18 protein-coding genes are annotated in these 22,161 nt (G+C 69.4%); 5 read left to right on the forward strand and 13 right to left on the reverse strand.

Features of this window, described 5'->3' with window-relative positions:
• Positions 1-39 precede the first annotated feature (39 nt).
• Together NBG84_RS34555 and NBG84_RS34560 are read right to left on the reverse strand one after the other, a co-directional pair.
• Complete coding sequence (locus NBG84_RS34555; RefSeq protein WP_250923636.1) at positions 40-1,518, reverse strand: peptidoglycan-binding protein; 1,479 nt, start codon at positions 1,516-1,518, stop codon at positions 40-42.
• 21 nt (positions 1,519-1,539) lie between these two features.
• Positions 1,540-2,133: a hypothetical protein gene (locus NBG84_RS34560; RefSeq protein ID WP_250923637.1), complete on the reverse strand. Its 594-nt coding sequence runs from the start codon at positions 2,131-2,133 to the stop codon at positions 1,540-1,542.
• A 235-nt stretch (positions 2,134-2,368) separates the two neighbouring features.
• Here NBG84_RS34560 and NBG84_RS34565 point away from each other — a divergent pair, with 235 nt between their 5' ends.
• Complete coding sequence (locus NBG84_RS34565) at positions 2,369-2,989, forward strand: hypothetical protein (RefSeq protein ID WP_250923638.1); 621 nt, start codon at positions 2,369-2,371, stop codon at positions 2,987-2,989.
• A gap of 152 nt (positions 2,990-3,141) precedes the next feature.
• Here NBG84_RS34565 and NBG84_RS34570 read toward each other — a convergent pair whose 3' ends face one another.
• From NBG84_RS34570 to NBG84_RS34605, 8 genes are all read right to left on the reverse strand, one after another.
• Positions 3,142-4,377 carry a cytochrome P450 gene (locus NBG84_RS34570; RefSeq protein WP_250923639.1) on the reverse strand — a complete coding sequence of 412 codons (1,236 nt, stop codon included), beginning with the start codon at positions 4,375-4,377 and terminating at the stop codon, positions 3,142-3,144.
• 2 nt (positions 4,378-4,379) lie between these two features.
• Entirely contained in the window at positions 4,380-5,024 is a 645-nt protein-coding gene (locus NBG84_RS34575) for a GTP-binding protein (protein WP_250923640.1), read from the reverse strand.
• A complete protein-coding gene (locus NBG84_RS34580; protein WP_425608751.1) occupies positions 4,999-5,238 on the reverse strand; it encodes a DUF742 domain-containing protein in 240 nt (79 codons plus the stop codon). Before NBG84_RS34580 ends, NBG84_RS34575 begins: the two co-directional genes overlap by 26 nt.
• 455 nt (positions 5,239-5,693) lie before the next feature.
• On the reverse strand, positions 5,694-6,125 hold the full coding sequence (locus NBG84_RS34585; RefSeq protein WP_250923641.1) for a roadblock/LC7 domain-containing protein: 432 nt from the start codon (positions 6,123-6,125) through the stop codon (positions 5,694-5,696).
• A complete protein-coding gene (locus NBG84_RS34590; RefSeq protein WP_250923642.1) occupies positions 6,122-7,738 on the reverse strand; it encodes an ATP-binding protein in 1,617 nt (538 codons plus the stop codon). The genes NBG84_RS34585 and NBG84_RS34590 overlap by 4 nt, the downstream gene beginning before the upstream one ends.
• Positions 7,739-8,111: 373 nt before the next feature.
• Positions 8,112-8,576 carry a hypothetical protein gene (locus NBG84_RS34595; RefSeq protein WP_250923643.1) on the reverse strand — a complete coding sequence of 155 codons (465 nt, stop codon included), beginning with the start codon at positions 8,574-8,576 and terminating at the stop codon, positions 8,112-8,114.
• Between the two features lie 373 nt (positions 8,577-8,949).
• The gene (gene afsR / locus NBG84_RS34600) at positions 8,950-11,892 is read right to left on the reverse strand and encodes an SARP-family global regulator AfsR (RefSeq protein ID WP_250923644.1); all 2,943 of its coding nucleotides are present in this window, start codon (positions 11,890-11,892) and stop codon (positions 8,950-8,952) included.
• 166 nt (positions 11,893-12,058) lie between these two features.
• The gene (locus NBG84_RS34605; RefSeq protein WP_250923645.1) at positions 12,059-12,856 is read right to left on the reverse strand and encodes a polysaccharide deacetylase family protein; all 798 of its coding nucleotides are present in this window, start codon (positions 12,854-12,856) and stop codon (positions 12,059-12,061) included.
• Between the two features lie 262 nt (positions 12,857-13,118).
• Between NBG84_RS34605 and NBG84_RS34610 the strand changes: the two genes are divergently transcribed.
• Positions 13,119-13,961 carry an SMI1/KNR4 family protein gene (locus NBG84_RS34610; protein WP_250923646.1) on the forward strand — a complete coding sequence of 281 codons (843 nt, stop codon included), beginning with the start codon at positions 13,119-13,121 and terminating at the stop codon, positions 13,959-13,961.
• Between the two features lie 167 nt (positions 13,962-14,128).
• Here NBG84_RS34610 and NBG84_RS34615 read toward each other — a convergent pair whose 3' ends face one another.
• Positions 14,129-14,707, reverse strand: coding sequence for an ATP-binding protein (locus tag NBG84_RS34615; RefSeq protein WP_250923647.1), 579 nt, complete (start codon positions 14,705-14,707; stop codon positions 14,129-14,131).
• Positions 14,708-14,826: 119 nt separating this feature from the next.
• Positions 14,827-15,546 (reverse strand): GntR family transcriptional regulator, encoded by a 720-nt coding sequence (locus NBG84_RS34620; protein ID WP_250923648.1) that lies wholly within the window; start codon positions 15,544-15,546, stop codon positions 14,827-14,829.
• A 745-nt stretch (positions 15,547-16,291) separates the two neighbouring features.
• Here NBG84_RS34620 and NBG84_RS34625 point away from each other — a divergent pair.
• Positions 16,292-16,936, forward strand: coding sequence for a pentapeptide repeat-containing protein (locus NBG84_RS34625; RefSeq protein ID WP_250923649.1), 645 nt, complete (start codon positions 16,292-16,294; stop codon positions 16,934-16,936).
• Positions 16,937-17,299: 363 nt separating this feature from the next.
• Positions 17,300-18,868: an APC family permease gene (locus NBG84_RS34630; RefSeq protein WP_250923650.1), complete on the forward strand. Its 1,569-nt coding sequence runs from the start codon at positions 17,300-17,302 to the stop codon at positions 18,866-18,868.
• Between the two features lie 46 nt (positions 18,869-18,914).
• Here the strand turns inward: NBG84_RS34630 and NBG84_RS34635 are convergent, their stop codons facing one another.
• Positions 18,915-19,241, reverse strand: a complete 327-nt coding sequence (locus NBG84_RS34635; RefSeq protein ID WP_250923651.1) for a hypothetical protein — start codon at positions 19,239-19,241, stop codon at positions 18,915-18,917.
• 284 nt (positions 19,242-19,525) lie between these two features.
• Here NBG84_RS34635 and NBG84_RS34640 point away from each other — a divergent pair, with 284 nt between their 5' ends.
• A complete protein-coding gene (locus NBG84_RS34640; RefSeq protein WP_250923652.1) occupies positions 19,526-22,108 on the forward strand; it encodes a bifunctional FO biosynthesis protein CofGH in 2,583 nt (860 codons plus the stop codon).
• Positions 22,109-22,161: the final 53 nt, after the last annotated feature.

The following is a 22,161-nucleotide window of genomic DNA, read 5'->3' on the forward strand; positions in this document are numbered from 1 at the left end:
TCTGCGGGGCGGCTGAGGGGCTCGTCGGGCTCGCTGATGTCACTGCGGAATCCTCACCTTCGCGCCCTCGGAGAGCGCCGGGCTGGTCACCTCGACCTTGCCGCCGGCGAACAGACCTGTCCTGACGGGGATGAAACGGTCGCTGCCGGTTCCGTCGGCGGCCAGTTCCAGGGCGTGGCCCCCTTCGGCGAGGGCCACGAGCGCGGCAACCGGAACGGTCAGCACCCCCTTGCGCTCCTTCACCACATACCGAACCGTGACCGGCCCGCTCTCCAGCCTGCCCAGGGCCTTCTGGTCGGAGAAGGTGATCACCACGGACACGGTTGCCGGCCCGCTGCCCGCCGCTCCGGTGCCGCCGTCGCTTCCCTCACCACTTCCCGAACCCTCGGTCGGCGCGGACGCGTCGTTGCCCACACTGGCCACCTTCGCCTTGACCGACCGTCCATCGGGAAGCTCGACCGTCACCGAACTGCCTCGCTGGGCCCATTCGGTATCGGCGGCGGGCGCGTTCACGCTCACCATGCGGGAGGTGCTGGTGTAGCTCACCGGATCGCCCGCGGCCGATCCGCCGACGCGCACACTGGTGGCCGCGATGCGGATCGGGCCAGGACCGTAGACGATGTCCCCGGCGCTGACCCGGCCGGTCTGGGGGATGCCGAGGTCCTTCTGCCACCGCTTGACAGCCTGCGCGGTCAGCTCGGAGTACGACTCGTCGACGGTGAAGCCCGAGTACCCCAAGGCGCTCAGATTGGTCTCGAACTGTTTGACGTCCATGCCGCGCAGGGGAGTTGTCCGCTCCCGCGGAGCGGTGGCCGGGCGTCCGGCGCCGGTGGCCGTGACGCTCTCGGCGCTCGCACCGCCCGCCTGACCACCACTGCCTGTGGTGTCGCTGGTCCCGCCGCCCCCACTCCCGCTGTTTCCACCACTGCCTGTGCCGGCGCTCGCCGATGCCCCTTCGGTTCCGCTGCTGGCGCTCCCGCTGCCACCGGTGCTCCCACTGCCCGCCGCCGCGGACGTACCACCGGCGCTGGCGCCGGTAGCGCCACGGCTGTCGTCGCCCCCTCGGCCGTCGTCAGCGGGGGCAGCAGCCGACGGCACCGCCAGATCGCGGTACATGGGCATGCTGCCGTAGAGCAGCGTCACCGGGCGGTCGTTGACCCGCAGCACCGGCTGTCCGCGGCCCACCTTCGTGCCACGCTCGGGCAACCAGGTCACCGTGCCTTGCGCCTTGATCGGGAAGGGCACCTCGGGCCCGTGCCCGAGTCGCCCGTCGATCTCGGTCTGGTCGATCAGGGTGGAACGCGTCACCTGCACCGTCTTGCTGCCGCGGCCCGGAGACCCTTCCGACACCTCGTCGTCCCCACCCAGACCCAGAGCCCCCACCGCGCTCACCGCGGCGACCACCACGATCGCCACCCCCACCAGGAGCGGGCCACGGCCTCGCCGAACACCCCTTCGCCCTCGCGGGTGCTGCTCCACCACGGTCGCGCCCGATCTGTGCTGTTCCTCGTCCGTCATGGCATCCACGGTCCTCGCCCATCAGCCCTGGGGCGTGTAGGTGCCGTCCGCCGGAACCCCGATGATCGAGCCGCATTCACGCGCGGCGCGCTTGGCTCCCGCGGACGATTGGTCCCAGGTGACCTCTTCGGTGTGACCGTCGTCATTGGTGTCGGGGAAGTCGGGAGCGCCCTTGTCCTGCATGCACTTCGAGTACTTCTTGCGGGTCTCGATCTCCTTCTTGCTCAACTTGCCCTGCTGGGCCTTCTCAACGCCCGCCGGCACGGCAAGGCTCAGATCGCTGCACTTCTCCATGGCCGCCAGGAACTTCGGGTCCTTCTTCAACTTGCTCGCGTCTCCGAGCTTCACCGAGCCCTTGGCGTCCGGGTCAGGGGCATCGAGGCCCTTGTCCCGCAGGCACTGGACCCACTTGCGCTGACCCTCGACATAGGTGGCGAGTTCACTTGTCGCCCCCTTGTCGTTCTGGGCACCGGCCTTGTCACCCTGCACGGACGCGACCTCGTCCTTCTCGCTGTCCTTGCCGTCGCCGTCACCGCAGCCGGTGAGTGTCAACGCCACCGCTGAGGCCATCCCCACCACCACGAGCCGGCCACCGAACCATCGACGCGCACTCATCCCCGGGACTCCCTCACCGTTCGTCGGCGTCCGTCCACGGAGGTGTCCGGACGACCACGACCGTAGGTCCGGCATGTTGAAGAACCGATGAAGAAGCCATCAAGAACTCTTCCAGGCGAACGGCTTCTCCCTGTCCGAAGCGAGAGGAGAGCCCCCCCGATCGCTCACCCCGCGATCCGCACATGGGTACGACTACTCAGGCGCCTGCCCCCGCCTTACCCGTACCGTCTTCGCCATGCGCAGCAGCAGCCAGAGGCTCTGGTACATCGTGGCGGGCGGGCTCGTCGTCGCCATCATCGCGACCGTGGCGGTCATCGCCCCCCGGGCCAGTGAGCTGTGGAACGGCAAGCCCTACTCCCCAGCCGACCCGGACGCGGTGGCGGAGCGGGTCCAGGACCGCTCCCGTGATCTGTTTCTGGAGATGCGGTTGCGCGACCCCATCACCCCGGGCTTCAACACCCTCCGCTCCACCCGCTGCAAGCGGACCTCACTGATCAACTCGGGCCGTACGGATCGCAGGGCGATCGGTGTGCGACACAACTGGGGTGTGCGGAACATCGATGAGCGTGCCGCCCGAGGCGCCATGGACACCTTGGCCGACCGGCTCTTCGGCGATGGCTGGAAGGCCGGATACGCCTATGACAACAACGGCCCCGACTGGTTGGAGGTCGGCTCCCGCTTCGAGGACCCCGTCACCGGGGACATCGTCGCCGTGCAGTGGGGCAGCTCCCGCCAGATGCTGGTGATCGATGTGGAGTCGCCCTGCGCCCGCATCCCAGGTGACCACCCGAAGGCCGCCGGTGGCCGGTTTGACTGGACGCCCAAGACCCCCTTCGCCGCGCCCGGAGTCAGCTGAGGCCCACCGGCGTCCAGAGCTGTGCCGGGGCGGGCCCGGGCAGCGGCGGAAGACCGGTTCAGCTGGATACCGGCCCAGCGAGGGCTACCGCGCGAGCGCCGCCCGCTTCGTCACCACAGCGTGGGCGCTCCCGCACAGCCCGAGCGAGGGTGTCAACGGTTGAGTGCTCGGGGGGAGAACCGCACCGGCAGCGCGGTCAACGCGCGATGGAACGGGCCCGGTCGCCAGGTCAGCTGCCCCCGTGGGGTGACCAGATCGAGGTCGGGCAGCCACTGGGTCAGCCGTTCGATGGCCTCGGTGGCGATCAGCAGCGTGTGGTGCTTCACCGGGCAGGCGTGCGGGCCGGCCGACCAGGAGAGGTGCGAGGCGTCATGGGGATGGTGGCCCCCCGCGTGCCGCTGGTCCTGCTCGGCGAAGTAGGCGAGCGCACCGTAGGACACCACCACCGGAACGGCCTCGCGTACCCATACACCGTGGAAGCTCACCGGCTTACTGGTGTAGTGAATACCGTAGTTGGACATCGGGGTCTCATAGCGGAGCACCTCCACCACCGCGTCCATCACCGGACGCGAGCCGCTGGTGAGGGTGGTGTAGTAGGCCGGGTTGCCCAGGATGCGGGAGAGCGCGTTGGTCACCAGGTTCGCGGTGGGCTCATGGCCCGCGGCGAGGGTGAGGAAGACCTGCCAGGTCACTTCCTCCGCGGTGAGCTCCAGCGGATGGTTGAGCAGCCAGCTGGTGAGGTCGTTGCCCCGCTTGGCGGTCTTCCTGGCGACGAGCTCAACGACGTACCGCCCGTACTCCTGCTCACCGATGGCCGCTCGCTCACCGCCCTCCATCATCTCGCCGATCGAGTTGTGGAGCCGGTCGCTCTCACTGTCCGGAAGGCCGAAGAGGCTGTTGAAGACCCGGGCCATCAGCGGCCGGGCGTAGTCGCCGAGCAGATCGGCGCGACCGTCCGGGCTGAACCGGGAGACAAGGGTGTCCGCCGCCTGGTGCACCCGTTCGCGCAGGTCGTGCGGTTCGATGAGGGCGAAGGCGTCGACCAGCGTGCGGCGGTAGCGAAGGTGCTCCTGACCGTCGGCGAAGAGGGTGTTCGGCCGCCAGCGCATCATCCCCAGGACCGGGGAGTCCTCGGCGACCGTCACCTCCCAGGGGCGTGGATCGTGCGACCACGTATCGGGGTCGTGGAGCAGTTCCAGCGCGGCCCGGCGATCGACCACGATGTAGGCCGGCACACCGGGCGCGAGCTCGGCCCAACCGATCGGGCCCTGGGCCTTCAACCGCTCGTAGTAGCCGGCCGGATCGGCGGCGAAACCGTCCTCCCACAGCCGGACCGGGGCCGCGAGGGAGAAGGCGTCAGCGGAAGGGGCGGGGTAGGCGGCACACATCGTCAGTTGGACTCCGGGCTCTGGCCATCGCGGGCTATCAGGTGCTGGACAAGGGCGAGCAGGGCATCGACGGAGGCATGGGGGTCCCGCGCGTCGCAGGTCACCATCGGGGTGTCGGGCTCCAGATCGAGCGAGGTGCGCAGTTGCTCATCGGTGTACTGCTGGGAGTCCGGGAAGGTGTTCAGCGCGACGGCGTACGGCAGCCCCGACTCCTCCACCAGACCCAGCACTTCGAAGGAGTCGTCGATGCGTCGGGTGTCCACCAGGACCAGAGCGCCGAGCGCGCCGTAGGAGATATCGCCCCACAGTGCGCGGAAACGTTCCTGTCCAGGGGTGCCGAAGAGATAGAGCACGATTCCCCCGTTCAGGGAGATGCGGCCGAAGTCGATGGCGACCGTGGTGGTGGTCTTGTCCCGCACACCGGCGAGGTTGTCCACGGATACGGACGCCTCGGTCAACTGCTCCTCGGTGTGCAGCGGGCGGATCTCGGACACGGAGTCGATCAGGGTGGTCTTGCCCACCCCGAAGGGCCCGGTCACCAGGATCTTCACCAGTTCACGGGCGCTGTCCGGCAGATGCAGGCCGTGGGAGCCCTGCGAACCACTCGCGCTTGCCGGCGCGCTAGAGCTTGAGGGCGCGGAGACCATCGGCGACTCTCTCCAACAGATCAGGACGAGGCTTGGCTGCGTAGGGGATCGGTCCTCGGGCGCTGACCAGCCCCCGGTCGATGAGCTGAGCTGCGAGTACCCGCACCGCTGAGACGGGAAGTTCCAGGAGCGCCGCCGTCTCCACCACCGTCAGGGACCCGCCGTCCAGGATCTCCAGGAGGCTGCGTTGGGCGGCGGCGAGATCGGTCGGCAAGGGCTGCTGCCGCCTCTGGTACGGCGGTGGAGCCGCTGCCGGCGTGGGGGATGGCGCGGGTGCGGCGGGCCGGGCTTCGGCATGTCCGGGGGGCAGCGGTACGCAATCGTCGGGCGAAAGCGGACTCCGCCCGAGGTAGCCGCCGCTGAGAGGGCCGGCGGGAGGACCGCCTGTCCTTGTCTCTCCATACCCAGGACACCCCTCTCTTACGTCGCTGACCTGCGAGTTCGGCCGCTCCCCCGGCTGCGGTGCGCGGTCCCGGGAGCCCGCTTCCCGGCCGGTGCTGTCGTCCGCCGAGCCGCTGGGCGAAGAACCCCCGGTTGAGGGAACGCTCCCCGAGCCGCCGACCAGACCGGTCAGCACCGAAAGACGCTCCAGACTCCTTCGGCTCGGCCGTGCCTCCCCACCCGTCGACAGATACGCGGGGACCAGCGGCCGGCCGCCCCGGCGTCCGGTCATGCGGGACCGGTGCCGTCGGCTCCGCGGGGCGCGGCGGTCATCGCCTTCTCGCCGAGCCGGGCCACCTGGGAGTGCACCCGGTGGGCGAGCAGGTCCAGCCGCACTTCGGGGTCGCCGAAGGCAGCCACACAGGTGCCGTGGCGCGTGGGCGCGACGAGGATGTAACCGAGGTCGGACTCGATGACCACCTGCCGAACCTCAGCGGTCTCCTCGTCGGCGAAGGCCGCGGCGGCGGTACGGCAGGCGCCCTGCACGGTGCTGGTGATCGCGGCCACCCGCTCGGCCGACGGCTGGGACAGACGATCCGAGTAGCCGGAGACCAAACCGTCCCTCGTGAGCAGAACGGCGGCCCGCACATGCGGTATCTCCAGGATGGGATCGAGTACCCATGCCGTGTCGCCTGTTTCGCGGGAGGTGCGGCTGGTCATCGGGGGTCGTTCCCTTCCAATTCGGCGACGGTGCGCCGTGGCTCGGCTGCTTCTTGTACGGGCTCGGCGTTGCGGGCGGCCATGGTCCCGGCCTGGAGCGCCCCAAGGGCCGCCGCCGACTCCTCCGGGGTACGGACGGGCGCATAGGGACGAGCCCTGACGGGTGTGTCGGCGCTGGGTGCGGGCCTGGTCCGTCGCCGGCGGCGGGGCAGCACCTGGTCGTCGCGATCACCGTCATGGGCGGCGGACGAGCGCACCGGCTCATGGGTGCCGGGCTCGGCGAAGGCGCTGTGGGAGGGTGCTTCCTCGCCGTCGCCCGCGGGGCGCGCCGGTGCTCCCAGGGCCGGGGCCCGCTCGGTCGCGGGTGCTGGGGCCTGGGCCGAATCCCGGTCCGGTTGCGTCGCGGGCGGGTGGGCGGCCGACCTGGTCTCCGAGTTCCGCTGCGCCGGCATGGCGTCCAGGGTCGGACGTGCGGGGTCGGGGCCGACCTCTGCCGACTCGGTCGTGGCCGAACCCCGACGGGTGGAGTGCGCCGCGGCGGCGGCCGGTGGTCGCACGGTGGAGTCGATATGGCTCAGCAGATGGTTGTTGATCAGCAGCACCGCCCGCACCCCGCCATAGGGCGAGGGCGAGGAGAGATCCACGGTGAGATCGAACTGCCGGGTCAGCTGGCCGATCGCGGCCAATCCCATCCGCGGTGGATCGCCCAGCTCGGAGAGCAGGATCGGGTCGCTACCGGCCACCATGCGCTGGGCGTAGCCGCGTTCGTCCTGGGCCATCCCGACACCGGCGTCGTCCACGGTGACGGTGACCCCGTGGTGGGCGCGCTCCAGATTGACCGTGACCACGGTGTCCGGGGAGGAGTGGCGCAGTGCGTTGTCGAGGAGCTCGGCGACGATGATGGCGACGGGCTCAACGGCGTGCGACACCAGCGCCGTACCGTCTTCCAGATGGTTGCCGATCTGGATCCGGTGGTATCCGGCGAGCCGTGACTGGCCGCCGGTCACCGCGTCGACGAGATGGGACTCCTCGCGCGCGAGTCCGACCCATGCCCCGCAGACCACGGCGGCGACCTGTGCGCGGCGCAGGGACTGCTCGTTCTCGTGGTCGAGAGCGAAGAGCGTTTCGGCCAGTTCCGGTTCGTCGTAACGCTGTTGGAGGCCGCGCAGTACGTCCTGGAGCCGATAGAGGCCCGCCTGGATTTCGCGGGTGGTGCCCCGCATCCCCGCTCGGGCGGCGGCATCCACCCGCTTGCGCTCCTGGGTCACCGCGGAGAGCAAGCCTTCCAGCACCTGGTTGAGGCCGGCGCCTAGGGCGCTGCCGGACAGCAGGTCGGGGCGGAGCGGTCCGGGCACCTGGATATGCGAGTGGACGGAGCTGGTTGCCGCGGCCGGTAGGCGTCGCTGAGCCAGATGTACCACTTCGGCGGTGATGGCGCGGGAGGTGCGGCCGACTTCCTCGCGCGCGGAGTCCAGATCGGAGCGGAGGGTGGTGATCTCCGCTTGCTGTCGCACGTGTTGACGGCGGGATCGTAGGAGCCCGCCCCCCAAGACGAACGCTGACAGGGTCCCGGCGGCCAGGCCGATGACGGCCAGGTCCGGTATCTCGATCATCGAATAGACCTCGGGGAGGGTGCTGGTCAGGGCTGTTGGGGCAGTGAGCTGCCCCAGTAGACACCGTTCCCGAGCGATCTCGGTAGGTCTAACCGCAAGAAATTGTGAAGTTGTGTTGCGGAAAGGGAACTTGTGATCGGATCGACTGATCGGTTGTCAGGTAAAGCGCATGGTGAGCGGGTGTTTTCGGCCGCCTATGGCTCATAGGCGCTGGAGAATTCTTTATGTGGAATCTGTCGGCGTGTACTGCCCCGGGTGTTGCTCGGGCTTCGCTCCGGGCGCCGGCGAGACCGCCGGGACACACCACGGCTGCGGCGGCCGTTCCCCCGCGCCGCCGCGGCCGTACTTCGTCATGCGCTCCTACGGTCTCCGGTCAGAGCCTTGGAGGGGCGGGCGTGTGGTGGTCGCCCTGTGCCTTGGGTCCACCGTCCTTGGGCGGTGCGGGGGTGTGGTGGTCCAGAGTGCTGATGACGTCCCGCTGCGGTGCGGGCGCCTGGTGGTCGCCGAGCGTGGCCACCGCGTCCCTCGGCGGGGTCGGTGTGTGGTGGTCGCCGAGCCTTGCCACGGCGTCCCGAGGGGGAGCCGGTGTGTGGTGGTCGCCGAGCGTGGCCACCGCGTCCCGCGGAGGTGTGGGTGTGTGGTGGTCGCCCAGCGTGCTCACCACGTCCCTCGGCGGGGTCGGCGTGTGACGGTCCGCCTGGACCTGGGGCTCACCCTCGACGGGCGGTGCGGGTGTGTGGTGGTCCAGGGTGGCGATGCCATCCCGCGGTGGTGCGGGCGTGTGGTGGTCGCCCGTGGTGGTGATGTCTTCTGGGGCCTTGTCGTTCATGTCGCTCATCTCGTCCCCCACTGGGTTTGCCTTTCTGTGAACCAGAAAGGCCTTCCGCCCGGAGACTCCCCCGAGGGTCGCCGGACGGAAGGCCGAGGACCCTCACTCTCCCCCCGGAGAGGTGATGGGCCCTGCGCGATCCGTCTGCCCCCCGACGCGACGGATCGACTGCACTGGAGCATGTCTGACGGGCATAAACAATCGATGAACGGCCTGGCAGGAGCGGTCAGGGCGCTCGCCGCCGACGGGTGCGGCCACGATCGCGCCACGACAGGGGCCCGGTTCAACACCGGTCGAACCCCGCCCGGCCCCCCGTCCCGCGTTCGGACGGTGCTCGCCGAGTCCCCTTCGACCGGCGGGTCAAACGTACGTCCCTACAGTCCTACGCCGCACTCAACGGCTCCAGCAACTCCCGCACTTCCTGCGCCTCCACCGCGCCCGACGCCTCATGCAGTGCCAGCGCCTCCAGCCAGCAGGCCCTGGCGCGGTCGGCCTGCCCCAGCGACGACAGCGCCCTACCCAAGGTGATCAGCACATTCGCCCGGGTGCGATCCCCACCGATGCAGCCGATCGCCAGCGCCTGCTCGGCATGTTGGGCGGCCCGGGCCGTACGCCGTGCCGAGTAGTGCGCCTGGGCGATACGGAAGTGGGTGGTCCCCTCCCACAGCCGCTGCCGGCTGGTCTCAAACCGGTCCAGGGCCTCCGTCAGCTGCTCCAGGGCCTCCGAGTGACGCCCCGCCTGGGTCAGTGCGACGCCCAGGGCATAGCGGGCGTTCGCCAGCCGCAGGGTGTGCCCGATGCGGTCGTAGATGGCCACGCCCTGCTCGGCCAGTGCGATGGCCTGGGCCACCCGGCCCGTGGAGAGATGGATACGGGACAGATTGCACAGGGCGCTCGCCTCTCCGGGCAGATTGCCATCGGCGCGCGATCCCTCCGTGGCTCGCCGCAGGTGCTCCTCGGCCTCCGCGTACCGGCCCTGGTTGAAGGCGATGATGCCCCGGTCGTTGTCGGACCAGTAGACGGGCGCCGGGTCGTCGGCGACCTGCGCCAGTGCGGCGGCCTCCTTGGCCTCCTCGTCCGCGTGCTCATAGCGACCGGCCACCAGATGGACATTGGTCATCGACGTCCGGGCGCGCCCCTCGGTCCTGGGGTCGCCCGATGTGCGGGCCGCATCCCCGACGGACGCCGCGGCGATCTCGTACAGCTTGGAGTTGGCACCCGACTCGGCGAGGTCCTGAGCCGCCCACAGCAGATCCACCGCGAGCCGCAGCCGCTGCCCGTCCGTCGCCTGGCGGGCGCTGGCCAGCAGGCAGTTGGCCTCCGAGTACAGCCAGTCCTGCGCCTCGCGCTGATCATCGAAGGTCAGCCCACCGTGGACGGTCGGTCCGACATGGTCGACGAGGCGGTCGCCCGGGCGCTCCATCCCGTACACCCGGGCAGCCGTGGCGAGATAGAAGTCCAGCAGCCGTGACAGCGCGGCCTCGGTCTCCTCCGGTCGCTCGTCGCGCTCGGCGCAGGAGCGGGCGTAGAGGCGTACGAGATCGTGGTAGCGGTAGCGGCCGGGTGCGGCGGACTCCAGCAGCGAGGTGTCGACCAGCGCCTCAAGGAGGTCCTCGGTCTCATGGAGCGGCAGCCCGAGTACCGCGGCGGCGGCCGTCAGTGACATGTCCGGTCCGTCGGCGAGGCCGAGCAGTCGAAACGCACGTGCCTGGTTGGGTTCCAACTGCCCGTACCCCAGCTCGAAGGTGGCCTTCACGGCCAGGTCCCCGGCCTGGAGTTCATCGAGACGACGGCGTCCGTCGGCGAGCTTGTCGGCGAGTACGGAGACCGTCCAGGTGCGCCGGGCGGCCAGTCGGGAGGCGGCGATGCGGATGGCCAGCGGAAGGAACCCGCAGGCCGCCACGACATCGAGGGCCGACTCGCGCTCCGCGCCGACCCGTTCGGCACCCACTATCCGGGTGAACAGCTGCAAAGCCTCCTCGGGGGACATCACATCGAGGTCCACCAGATGAGCGCCGGCCAGGTCGACCATGCGGACCCGGCTGGTGACCAGGGCCGCACAGCCCGCGGTCCCCGGCAGCAGCGGCCGGATCTGCGCGGCGTCGCGGGCGTTGTCGAGCAGCACCAGAACCCGGCGGCCGGCGAGCGTGGAGCGGTAGAGCCCGGAGCGCTCGGCCAGCGAGTCGGGGATGGAGGCGTCGGGCACACCGAGGGCGCGCAGAAACGCTCCGAGCACCGCGACCGGTTCCGCCGCACGGCTGCCCGCGCCTTGCAGATCGATATAGAGCTGGCCGTCCGGGAAGTGCGGACGGGCCTCGTGGGCGACATGGACGGCCAGGGTGGTCTTTCCCACGCCTCCGATGCCGGCGAGCGCCGAGACCGCCATGATCGAGCCCTCGGCGGTGGCGAGTTTGCCGCCCAACTCCCTGACGAAGGCGACCCGGCCGGTGAAGTCGGGCACGGTGGCGGGAAGCTGCGCGGGCTGGGCGATGTGGAGTACCTGGGCCTGCTCGTTGCTCGGCTGGGCAAGCTCGGCGTCGGCCCGCAGAATGCGCTGCTGGAGCTGGGACAACTCGGCCCGCGGATCGACGCCCAACTCCTCGGCGAGAAGCCGTCGGGTGTCCGCGTAGACGGCGAGTGCCTCCGCCTGTCGACCACTGCGGTAGAGCGCCAGCATCAGCAGTTCACGCAGTCGCTCCCGCAACGGGTGAGCCGCGGTGAGCGCGGTCAGCTCCGATACGGCCTGTGCATGGCACCCGGCCTCCAGATCGAGATCCAGCCGGGTCTCCAGCAGCTGGAGCCGCCACTCGTCGAGCCGCACTCGCTGACTCTCGGCGTAGGGCCCCGGCACATTCGCCAGCGCCTCGCCGTCCCACAGCCCGAGCGACTTGTCGAGTAGCGCCCTGGCCTGGTTTCGCTCCCCGGCCGCACGTGCCTTCTCCGCGTCGACCGCCAACTCATGGGCGACGGCGAGGTCCAGGCACTCGCGCCTTATCCGGATGGCATAACCACCGGACTCGCTGACCAGCGCGTTCGCGGAGAGGACCTTACGCAACCTGGAGGCGTAGGTACGGATCGCGGCGAGCGCCTGCAGCGGCGGATCGTCGCCCCAGATGGCATCGATCAGTTCCGCGGCGGTTGCCGTACGCCCGTCACGCAGCAGCAGCGCGGCCAGCAGGGCCCGCTGTTGAGGTGATCCGGACGGCAAAGGATCGCCGCCGCGCCAGGCCCGTACCGGACCCAGCACACTGAAACGGAGGTCGATGACGTCACTGGGCGTCGGAACGCGCTGCTCCGGTACGCGTGGCCCGTGGTCACGGTCCATAGCTGCCCCCTGCCGAACTGCCGATTCGCACCCGCCAGTCTGCCCTGAACCGGGTGGCCCCGTCAGCAACGAAGCGCTTCCTCCTCACGCTTTCGCGCATGCCGGACCGGGTACGGCCGTCCGCCGGGGTCCCGCGGACCCCGCCAAGAGCGGGCGGGTGCAGGCGTTACGGGCGGTAAACCTCACCCGGGTTGGCCTGGGCGGGGGCCAGGAGTTGGGACACGGTGACGAAGGTGTAACCGCGGTCCTTCAGTTGCTCGATGATGCCGGGGACGGCGGGAACGGTGCCGTCGTAGATGTCGTGCAGCAGGATGATTCCATCTCGTCCCGCCTGCTTCAGTATGCGCTTCTCGATCAGGGCGGAGTCATTGGTGGAGTAGTCCTTGGCGGTGGCGCTCCACAGGATCTGGGCGAGCCCGAGCTCCTTGCTGACCTCGGTGACCTCATCGTCGATCCGCCCCTGCGGCGGGCGCATCAGAGTGGGCTCGCGGCCGGTGATCCTCGCTATCGCCTCCTGGGTGCGGGAGAGCTCCTCGTGTATCTCCGCACGGTTCAGCTGGTCGAGGCGGCGATGGGTCCAGGTGTGGTTGGCGACCTCGTGCCCTTCGGCGGAGATACGTTTCACCACCCCCGGGTACCTGACCACGTGGTTCTTCCCGAGCAGGAAGAAGGTCGCGGGAACCCGCTCCTTCAGCAGGGTGTCGAGCAGTCGCGGGGTGTCCTTGCCCGGGCCCGCGTCAAAGGTCAGGGCGATGCACTTGGCCTTCTCGCAGTCGACCGGGGTGTCGGGGGTGACGGTGCTGGCCTGGACCGTACCCGTCGGGTTCTTCAGCGACCTGCCATCGGACCGGGCGTCCGAGCGCGCGTCCGCGGGGGCCGTGGTGTCCATGGAGCAGCCGACGAGTGTCAGCGTCAGAGCAGCGACGGCCGCCGCTGCGGTGGCCCTCTTGCCGGTGATGGGCATGGCGAGACTTCCCCTGGATGGTCGGCGACAGAAGTACGAGATATGCGCTGCGCAGCAGGTCGGGCCGCAGGCGCCATCGAACTATACACACTGCGTATACGCGTCATGCATAGTCCCCAAGCAAGACGTGCCGACGGGGATTCGGGTTGCCTGGGAGCAGCCTTCGGTCAAGTCCGGCCGAGGGGGTTCCCGGGGGCGGGCGGGCGTGTTCCCGACGCCCTGGCCCCCGACCGACGGCGAGGCGTTTCCTACAATCCGGCCCATGACGAACCTCGACGCCCTCACCCGTCTGGTACCGCCGCCGCCGTCCCCCGTGGCCGCGGACGGCGACTGGGCGCCGATCGAGGCCGATCTCGGGCTACGACTACCCACCGACTTCAAGGCGCTCACCGGTCGCTACGGACTGGGCCAGTTCGTCGACTTCGTCAGCCCGCTGAACCCGTTCTCGGGCCAGGGGCAACTGCAAGGCGCCCGCCGTCTGCTGGAGGGGGAGAGACGATCCCGGGAGAAGTACCCCGAGGAGCACCCCTATCCCTACTATCCCGAGCCCGGTGGGCTCCTGGTGTGGGCTGGTACGGACAACGGAGATCGGCTCTGCTGGCTGACCGAAGGGGAGCCGGACACCTGGACGACGGTGCTGTGGAACCCCCGGGGCTGGAGCTATGAACCGCACCCGATGGGCGCGGTCGCCTTTCTGTACGACTGGTTGTCCGGGAACCTCGGCACGGAGCTGATCGCCCCGCCGCCGGCGAAGCCGTGGTTCGACCCCTTCGTCACCCGACGGTATGTGACCGTCTGCCTCGCCGACCCGGCGGCAACCGGGCCCGACTATCCCGAGCGGCTACGCATACTGCGAGGGGCGCTCGCCCCGACCGCCGACCGAGGCGCGGTCGACGATGGCGAGGACGCCCGGCAGGACCATTTCGCCGCGTTGGCCCTCGACTGGAAGCTCACCTATGAAACGGCCTACGGACACCAGATCCGCATCGCCTACCCGCCCGCCGACGAGGAGCGGGCGCGGCTGACCCTGCTCGCAGCGGTTGCCGACATGGGCTGCACCGTGGAACGGGTCACGACCCATGCGGGTGCCCCCGCCTGGGAGTGATCCGTACGCCTTGCCCGGAGGCGACGGCCCTTCGGGCCTGGCGCTGACGGTCGAGGGCTGACACGCCAGGGTGAGCGCGGTGTCAGCGGCACGCGGCGCATCCGTCCCGGTGGGTGGCGGTCCAGCAGGCGGCCGGCTTCCAACGGGCGGCCAGGGGTACGGGGGTACTACGGGATGCCCGACTCCCCGAAGCGGGCGAGCGCATGGCGTTCGCCCGCGTCGCCATGACCCCGCACTACGGCTCGGCCGAGGCCCCGGCTGGTACGGTCCACGCCCTGTTGGGCCGATCCACTGGCTGGATGGTTCGTCCGGGCCGGAGCGGGGATGGACGCGCGCACGGTCTTGCCCAGCTGAGGCCTCGCGTACCAACTGAGGTGAGCGCCGAGGGCCCGCACCAGGAACAGGCCCCGCCCGGACTCGGCCTCACCGTCCTCGGTCAAGACCCTGTCGAAGTCCGGAAAGGCCGCCACCGGATCGGACACCTCGATGAGTAAGTCCCTGGGGGTGGGCAGGACCAACCTCAGCCGGAGGTCATGACCGGGCCGACTGCCATGGCGAACCGCGTTCGACACCAACTCCGAGACGATCAGCACCCCGTCGTCGGAGCTGCCGCCCCACTCCCATGTCGCGAGCTGCCGTCTCGCGTGAGCCCGGGCGCAAGGGACCGATGCCAGGTTCATGGCATACCCCATGGACCAGGTGGGCATCGCGGGGGAGGGGACGATGGGTATTTCTGAGGGCGACACGGAGCCTCCTGATCGCCGACGAACGAGGGTGCCGAAGCTCTGCTGACCGCGCCGCCGTGGCCCCGACACTCGATAGATTGAACCGGTGGACCGGTCCAGTCAAGTAATCGCCAAATTCCTTACCCCATCGGGTAGTTGTCGGTGCGTTCCCAGTGCTGTGCCGGAGTCACACCTTCCTCTACCACCAGCGGTCGATCGGCATCGTCGTACGCGGTGTGGATGTCTATCGCCACCGCCAACGGCACCTCCTCCGCGAAGAGTTGTGCCTCAGCGGTGGTCGCCAGCCGGACCGACATCACATCGAGCGCTCGCACCGGGGTACGTCCGGTCAGCCGGGCAACATAACGGGTGGTCCCCTCGGCGATCGGCCCGTTCTGTGCCAGTCGAGGGCAGGCGGTGGCCACTTCCGCGGGGAACCAGGCCGACACCAGCGTCATCGGAGTGCCGTCGTTCAGGAGCACGAGCCGGTCCCGACGCAAGGCCTCGACATGCGAGGCAAGGTGGAGCCGGCGCGCGACATGATCAGGTGGTTGCTCCATGGTCGGCGTACCGAGCCTCCGAAACGGGCGGCCTCCGGCCAGCCGTGAACTACCCGACCGGCGGTTACCGGCAGGGCGGGCGAGCGGAGTCTCGGTGACCCGGAAGCCCTGCCCCTGCTTGGCGACGAGCAGCCCGTCGTTCCGCAGCGTCTCGTAGGCCTTGATGGCGGTGGCTCGTGAGACTCCCCATTGCTCGCAGAGGTCACGGCCCGACGGCAGGACCGCACCCGGCGGGAACTCCCCGTCCGCTATGCGCTGCCGCAGTGAGTCCGCGATCTGCTCGTACTTCAAGGTGGTCATCGGCGTGCACTCCTGTTCACTGGACAGGTGGACCGGTCAGGGGAGCATCCCCCACAGGGGAGTTACCCCTCAAGTCACCTTCGAGGTCAATGACTTCGCTACGGACACTTTCGATCAGGCGGGCCAGTCGACTGCCACGGCCGACGGCTTCCCCGAATATCTCCGTACACAAGAGATTCTCCGCCGCTTTCCGCCCCAGGCACCCATGTCTGCGCTCGATGACCTCCCTGCTCGATGCGGACGGGCGGACCTGGCGTCCGCGTCGGGGGGCCGCAAGGGCGGATAACGGGTCGCGGCGATCGACCCCGTCCCGCGCCCTCTTGAGGAGGCGGGTGCCATCGGTGTGGCGGCGACAGGCGGAGGCGCTCGCGGCCTGGTCGGCGCGGACGGGTTCCGCCGGTGGTGCGGGTGCGGATCGAGCGTCGGTCAGCGGCGTCTCGACGGGGTCCTGTCGCGGGGTCCCGCTGCCATCCGATGGATCACGCCGACCGGGGTGAGGCGCTCGCGGAGGCCACCGGGTTCTTGCGGCCCGGCGCTCGCGGAGGCCACCGGGTTCTTGCGGCCCGGCGCTCGCGGAGGCCACCCGGGTCTTGCGGCCCGGCGCTCGCCGTTGTCGCGCGGCCGCTCGGCTCGCCGAGTTCTATGGCAACCGCGGGCGGCCAGCCCTCTCCGGATGCCTGGCCGTCTCACCGGGCGAAACCGCCGCTCAGGGGCTTTGTCAGTGGTGGCGTGTTCAATCGGACCCGTGGCCATCCGACGTGAGAGCGAAAAGAACACCGACCCCGCCTCCCCCACGGCTCCTGCCCCCGATCAGCCGTCGATCATCAGGGGCGAGGACTGGTACGGGAGGGATCTCTCGGGCCAGCGGTTCAGCCGTCACACCTTCTACGACACGGACTGGACAGAGGTGGTGAACGAGGGCGGGATCTTTGACGAGTGCACCTTCTCCGGGGTGCGTTTCAATGTCTCGCGGCATGCCAGTGCCGCCTTCACCAACTGCGTCTTCAGACGCTGCACCTTCTTCGACACCCGCTTCGAGCAGTGCAAAGTCGTCGGCAGCCGCTTTGAGCTGTGCACCTTCAACATCTTGCGGGTGACCGGAGGGGACTGGTCCTTCGCGGCCCTGCCCAAGGCGGATCTGCGGGGGGCCGTTTTCGACGGGGTGCGGATGCGGGAGTGCGACCTGACGGCGGCGCGGCTGGAGGGGGCCACCCTCGTGGGGGCGGATCTCTCCGGCGCCACGCTGCGTGGCGTCAAGCTCCAGGGCGCGGATCTCCGCGGCAGCGATCTGTCCGCACTGGACCCGCTGACCACTGAGCTCGCGGGCGCGAAGATCGATCTGGAACAGGCCGCAGTGATCGCCACCGCGCTGGGTTTCGAGGTGAGCTGACCCGAGGAGATGCGGGTGCGCACGGTCCCCTGCGGTCGCCCTCCGGGCGACCGCAGGGGCGCTGACCGGAGCAGCCGCCGACGAGGAGTGCGCGCACCCGATGTGGACAGCGCCATGGGTAGCGCCATGGACCGCGCCCAGGGTTTCCCGCTCAGTATGGGAAAACTTCAAAAGCCATAAACCGGACAGTGCTGCGGTTCTCGTACTCGCAAGTAGGGTCGAAAATCCTTCCATCCCATGCCTTCGTTTGCTATTGATCTTCTTTATCGAGGGCGTGTGGCGATAGTGGTGGCGAAAACGAAGGTTCGATATCCGGACGGTTGGCCTCCGGGTGTGGAAACCGCAGCAATTAACGTCCTGTTCATGAGTGAGCTGGATGCGCGGCCCCTGGCCGGAGGCACGGTAGGGGGCGCCCCCGGTGGGGGCGCGTCCAGCGGGGGAGTACGCACCAAGGGGCTCGGCGGCAATTCCGTCGGTCTCACGGGCAGCGCGGTCATCGGCATCTCCACCGTCGCCCCGGTCTACTGCCTCACCTCCACCCTCGGCTCCACGGCCGGTGAGGTCGGGCTCCAGATGCCCGCCGTCTTCCTCGCGGGTTTCCTTCCGATGCTGCTGGTGGCGTTCGCCTACCGCGAGCTCAACCGCGTGATGCCGGACTGCGGCACCTCCTTCACCTGGACCGTGAAGGCGTTCGGCCCCCGCCTCGGCTGGATGTGCGGCTGGGGACTGGTGATCGCCACGATCATCGTGCTCTCCAATCTGGCAGGCGTGGCCACCTCCTTCTTCTGGCTGCTCGCCGGCGAAATCACCGGCAGTGACTCCATCGCCGCGCTCGACGACAACAAGGCCGTCCATATCGTCACCGTCCTGATCCTGATAGCCGTCGCCACGGCGATCAGCTATCGGGGAATGACGGCCACGAAGGGCGTTCAGTACGCCCTGGTCGGCTTGCAGTTGCTGGTGCTCGGCCTCTTCGTCGCGATGGCACTGAGCAAGGCGGATTCCTTTGACACCTCGCTCTCCTTCTCCCTGGAGTGGATGAACCCCTTCGCCGTCCAGTCCTTCGCCGCCTTCACCGCCGGACTCTCGCTGTCGATCTTCATGTACTGGGGCTGGGACGCCTGTCTCACCGCCAACGAGGAGACCACCGGCAGCGACAAGACCCCCGGCCGCGCGGCACTGATCGCGATGGTCATCCTGGTCGGCTCCTATCTGGCCACCGCGGTCGCCGCTCAGATGGCCGTCGGCTCCGGGGACAAGGGCCTTGGCCTCGCCAACCCCGAGACCTCCGACAACGTCTTCGCCGCCCTCGCCGGCCCGATCATGGGACCCGGGCTGGGCATCCTGCTCTTCATCGCCGTCCTCGCCTCGGCCGCGGCCAGCCTGCAGACGACCTTCATCCCGGTCGCCCGTACCGTCCTGGCCATGTCCACCTACGAGGCGCTGCCCCCCTCGTACTCCCGGGTGAACCCCCGCTTCAAGACCCCGGGCCGCGCCACGGTGGTCGCGGGCATCGCCACCGGTGCCTTCTACACGGTGATGACCCTGGTCAGCGAGAACGTCCTGATCGACACGATCTACGCCCTCGGCCTGATGATCTGCTTCTACTACTCGCTGACGGCGTTCGCCTGCGCCTGGTACTTCCGCAGGGAACTGCTGCGCTCCGGCCGCGACCTGGTGTTCAAGGGCCTCTTCCCCGTCGTCGGCGGGGCGCTTCTCGCCGGGGTCTTCGCCAAGACGCTGTACGACATGTGGGACCCGGCGTACGGCAGCGGCTCGGCTGTCTTCGGCGTCGGCTCGGTCTTCGTCATCGGGGTGGGACTACTGCTGGTCGGCGTCGTCATCATGCTGGTGATGCAGCGCAAGAGCCCGGCGTTCTTCCGTGGCGAGGTACTCACCCGGGACACCCCGTCCCTGGTGGTTCCCGACTGAGCGTCGCGAGCCGAAGGAGGTCCCCGGAGGCCAGCCGGGGATGTCCTCAGAGCCTGATGGCCAGCACCGCCCCCACCGAGGTGAGCTGGGCCGCCCAGTGCACCAGCGTCACCGGCGGCCTCGCCCGCTGGCTCCAGTAGAAGCGCTGGGGCGAGAAAGAGGCGAACAAACCCGCCCCCGTACTGACCCCGAACGCCCACCAGGCGAGGTACGAAAGCGCCCTCGGGCGATCGAGGCAGCCGTCCGGGACGCAGTGATCGAGCATCAGGAGCACCGCGCCGACGAACGCGGGTGTGAGAGTCGCCAGCCCGATCCGGGCTGCCAGCCGCCACTGCTGATCGGCCGTACGGCGAGCGGGAGAAGTCGCAACCATGGGGTCATTGCGCCATGGCCACCCGGGCGAGGGAATCCGTACGGCTACTCAGCCCGGCTGTCCGGCCCGTCTGCCGGCCCGCCTTCGCGGCAGCGGGGGCCGGGCGGGCAGCGGGGTCGGGCGGGCGCTCCAACTCCACCGGCGCCGGCGCCGTTCACGCCGGTGGCCGCCGCGCCCGCGATCAGCGGTGGACCTGCCGGTATCCCCCACCCTTCGGCGGACGTACTCGGCCAGCGCGCCCATCGGCCCCTTTACCGCCCCCGATCAGCTCGTATGCTCGATTCATGACGGATCACGAGCCCGCACGCCCCACCGAGAACGCCATGCGCCGTGCCCTCAAACGAGCCAGGGACGGGGTCGCCCTCGACGTCGCCGAAACCACCGTTCTTCTCCAGGCCCGTGGCAGTGATCTGGACGATCTCTGTACCTCCGCAGCACGTGTGCGCGACGCCGGACTCGAAGCCGCGGGACGGCCCGGAGTCATCACCTACTCCAAGAGCGTCTTCATCCCCCTCACCCGCCTCTGCCGTGACAAGTGCCACTACTGCACCTTCGTCACTGTTCCCGGCAAGCTGCGCCGCGCAGGACACGGGATGTTCATGTCCCCCGACGAAGTCCTCGCGATCGCCCGGCGCGGAGCCGAGATGGGCTGCAAGGAAGCCCTCATCACCCTGGGAGACAAGCCAGAGGACCGCTGGCCCGAGGCCCGCGCCTGGCTGGAGGCCGAGGGGTACGACGACACCATCGCCTACGTACGGGCCATCGCGATCCGCGTCCTGGAGGAGACCGGGCTGCTGCCCCACCTCAATCCCGGCGTGCTGACCTGGACCGACTTCCAGCGGCTCAAGCCCGTCGCACCCTCCATGGGCATGATGCTGGAGACCACCGCGACCCGGCTGTGGAGCGAGCCAGGCGGGCCGCACCACGGCTCGCCCGACAAGGAACCCGCCGTACGACTGAGGGTCCTCGAAGACGCCGGACGCAGTTCGGTGCCCTTCACCAGCGGACTGCTCATCGGTATCGGGGAGACCTATGAGGAGCGCGCCGACTCGCTGTTCGCGCTCCGCCGCGTCTCCCGCTCGTACCACAGCATCCAGGAGCTCATCCTGCAGAACTTCCGCGCCAAGCCGGACACGGCCATGCGAGGAATGCCCGATGCCGAACTGGACGAACTGGTCGCCACCATCGCCGTCGCGCGACTCCTCCTGGGCCCCTCCGCCTGCCTCCAGGCCCCGCCGAACCTGGTGGACGCCGAGTACGCACGGCTGATCCGAGCGGGGATCGACGACTGGGGCGGGGTGTCCCCGCTCACCCCCGACCATGTGAACCCCGAACGCCCCTGGCCCCAGATCGATGAACTCGCCGAGCACTCCGCCGACGCCGGCTTCCGACTCGCGGAACGGCTCTGCGTCTACCCCGAATTCGTCCAACGCGGGGAGCCCTGGCTCGACCCCCGGCTGGTACCGCACGTACGGGCGCTCGCCGATCCCGAGACCGGACTGGCCCGATCGGAGGCCATCCCCACCGGACTGCCCTGGCAGGAGCCTGACGAGAGCTTCACCGCCACCGGACGCACCGATCTGCACCGCACCATCGACACCGAGGGGCGCACCCACGACCGCCGGGCCGACTTCGACGCCGTGTACGGCGACTGGGAGGCCCTACGGGAGGCAGCCGTTCCGGGAATGGTGCCCTCGCGGATCGACACCGACGTACGACAGGCGCTGCGCACCGCGGCGGACGACCCCACCCGGCTCACCGATGACGAGGCCCTGGCGCTGCTCCACGCCGACGGACCGGCCCTCGACGCCCTCACCGCGATCGCGGACGACCTCCGCAAGTCGGTGGTCGGTGACGAGGTGACCTATGTCGTCACCCGGAACATCAACTTCACCAATGTCTGCTACACCGGCTGCCGATTCTGCGCCTTCGCCCAGCGCCGCACCGACGCCGACGCCTACACCCTCTCCCTCTCGCAGGTCGCCGACCGGGCGGCCCAGGCCTGGGACGTCGGTGCGGTCGAGGTGTGCATGCAGGGCGGAATCCATCCCGATCTGCCCGGCACCGCCTACTTCGACATCGCCCGGGCGGTCAAGGAACGCGTCCCCGGGATGCATGTGCACGCGTTCTCGCCGATGGAGATCGTCAATGGGGCCTCCCGCACCGGAATGTCGGTACGGGAGTGGCTGACCGCGGCCAAGGAGGCAGGCCTTGACTCCATCCCCGGCACCGCCGCCGAGATCCTCGACGATGAGGTCCGCTGGATCCTGACCAAGGGGAAGCTGCCCGCGGCGACCTGGATCGAGGTCGTCAGCACCGCACATGAACTGGGCATCCGATCGTCGTCGACGATGATGTACGGCCATGTGGACCAGCCCCGGCACTGGCTCGGCCACTTCCGTACGCTCGCCGGAATCCAGCAGGAGACCGGTGGGTTCACGGAGTTCGTGACCCTGCCGTTCATCCACACCAACGCGCCGGTGTATCTCGCGGGGATCGCCCGCCCGGGCCCCACGGTTCGCGACAACAGGGCGGTGACGGCGATGGCCCGACTCCTCCTCCACCCGCACATCACCAACATCCAGACGAGTTGGGTGAAGCTCGGAGCCGAAGGAGCGGCGGAGATGCTGCGTTCGGGCGCCAACGACCTGGGGGGAACACTGATGGAGGAGACCATCTCCCGGATGGCCGGCTCCCGCTACGGCTCCTACCGGTCGATCAAGGACCTCGTGGACATCGCGGAGCTGGCGGGACGCCCGGCGAAGGCGCGGACGACGCTCTACGGGGAGGTCCCCGAGGAGCGGCAACGCACGGCCGCGGAATCGGACGGCCAGCTACCGGAGTTGCTGCCGCTGGTCTCCGACTAGCGGGCGCCCCCAGCGGTCTCGGAGGTTATCCACAGGGGCTGACGGCCGGCGGG

Origin of the sequence: Streptomyces albipurpureus (genome assembly GCF_023701525.1) — a bacterium.
Classification (GTDB): Bacteria; Actinomycetota; Actinomycetes; order Streptomycetales; family Streptomycetaceae; genus Streptomyces; species Streptomyces albipurpureus.

Bases quoted from the DNA above. Each gene is read 5' to 3' on its own strand.
- NBG84_RS34555 (WP_250923636.1), bottom strand. From the start codon at position 1,518: ATGACGGACGAGGAACAGCACAGATCGGGCGCGACCGTGGTGGAGCAG.
- NBG84_RS34560 (WP_250923637.1), bottom strand. From the start codon at position 2,133: ATGAGTGCGCGTCGATGGTTCGGTGGCCGGCTCGTGGTGGTGGGGATG.
- NBG84_RS34565 (WP_250923638.1), top strand. From the start codon at position 2,369: ATGCGCAGCAGCAGCCAGAGGCTCTGGTACATCGTGGCGGGCGGGCTC.
- NBG84_RS34570 (WP_250923639.1), bottom strand. From the start codon at position 4,377: ATGTGTGCCGCCTACCCCGCCCCTTCCGCTGACGCCTTCTCCCTCGCG.
- NBG84_RS34575 (WP_250923640.1), bottom strand. From the start codon at position 5,024: ATGGTCTCCGCGCCCTCAAGCTCTAGCGCGCCGGCAAGCGCGAGTGGT.
- NBG84_RS34585 (WP_250923641.1), bottom strand. From the start codon at position 6,125: ATGACCAGCCGCACCTCCCGCGAAACAGGCGACACGGCATGGGTACTC.
- NBG84_RS34590 (WP_250923642.1), bottom strand. From the start codon at position 7,738: ATGATCGAGATACCGGACCTGGCCGTCATCGGCCTGGCCGCCGGGACC.
- NBG84_RS34595 (WP_250923643.1), bottom strand. From the start codon at position 8,576: ATGAGCGACATGAACGACAAGGCCCCAGAAGACATCACCACCACGGGC.
- afsR (WP_250923644.1), bottom strand. From the start codon at position 11,892: ATGGACCGTGACCACGGGCCACGCGTACCGGAGCAGCGCGTTCCGACG.
- NBG84_RS34605 (WP_250923645.1), bottom strand. From the start codon at position 12,856: ATGCCCATCACCGGCAAGAGGGCCACCGCAGCGGCGGCCGTCGCTGCT.
- NBG84_RS34610 (WP_250923646.1), top strand. From the start codon at position 13,119: ATGACGAACCTCGACGCCCTCACCCGTCTGGTACCGCCGCCGCCGTCC.
- NBG84_RS34620 (WP_250923648.1), bottom strand. From the start codon at position 15,546: ATGACCACCTTGAAGTACGAGCAGATCGCGGACTCACTGCGGCAGCGC.
- NBG84_RS34630 (WP_250923650.1), top strand. From the start codon at position 17,300: ATGAGTGAGCTGGATGCGCGGCCCCTGGCCGGAGGCACGGTAGGGGGC.
- NBG84_RS34635 (WP_250923651.1), bottom strand. From the start codon at position 19,241: ATGGTTGCGACTTCTCCCGCTCGCCGTACGGCCGATCAGCAGTGGCGG.
- NBG84_RS34640 (WP_250923652.1), top strand. From the start codon at position 19,526: ATGACGGATCACGAGCCCGCACGCCCCACCGAGAACGCCATGCGCCGT.